We start from the raw sequence: 1,001 nt of genomic DNA on the forward strand, positions 1-1,001 counted from the left end.
TTCACCGTGGTGGACTCACTGACCCCACCCGACGTAACGATGTACGTGAAGCTGTCTGTACCGTGGTAGTTGTCGTTCGGCGTGTAGGTCACGCTGCCATCCGGGTTGACCGAGACCGTGCCGTTGGCTGGACCGTTATTGGTATCCAGCGACACCACTTTGTCGTCGCCTTCGAACGTATCGTTACCTAAGACCTTGATGATGGTTGGCGTATCTTCCACAACCGTCGCGTTGTCTGCCACGATATCCGCCACAGGCGCTACCGTGAAGTTCACCGTTTGGCTAACGCTCTCGCCGCTTGGATCGGTAGCCGTAAAGGTCAATGCTTCTGAGCCGTTCCAGTCCGCGGTTGGAGTGAACGTAGCAATGCCATTGACGATCGCCACTTGAATGTTGCTGTTGCCAGAAACGCTGAAGCTCAGATCGCCATCCACGTTATCCACATCGCTGAAAGCGGTATTTAGATCGATGCTGTATGGCGTAAAATCTTCCGCCAAGGCTTGGTCTGCAATGTTGCTTTCAACCATAGGCGTGTCGTTCACCGCATTCACGGTGACGTTGACCGTGGCTTGGTCAGTCAGTGCACCATCGGTCACGGTGTAAGTGATTTCGGCGTCACCATGGAAGTTCTCGGCCGGTGTGAACACCAGTTTGCCGTCAGCAATCTCGACTGTCCCTTGGTCACTCGGCACAGATGCCGAGTCAATCGACAGCGTATCGCCATCAATATCGGTGTCGTTTGGCAGAACATCAATCGTGACAGCGGTATCTTCTTGTGTTGTTGCCGCGTCATCGTTTGCCACTGGCGCATCGTTCACTGGCGTCACATCGACGTTCACCGTGGTGGACTCTGATACCCCACCTGAGGTGACGATGTAGATGAAGTTGTCTGTGCCGTGGAAGTTGTCGTTTGGCGTGTAGGTTACGCTGCCATCCGGGTTGACCGAGACCGTGCCGTTGGCTGGACCGTGATTGGTATCCAGCGACACCACTTTGTCGTC

Annotated in this window: 1 protein-coding gene; it reads right to left on the minus strand. The window is 54.7% G+C overall.

What is annotated here, in order from left to right; translation table 11 throughout:
• Nucleotides 1-1,001, minus strand: a 1,001-nt coding sequence (locus tag R7E78_RS24765) for a tandem-95 repeat protein (protein WP_318058426.1), incomplete at both ends; no start/stop codon positions are given.

The organism is Vibrio sp. YT-19(2023), from assembly GCF_033337395.1.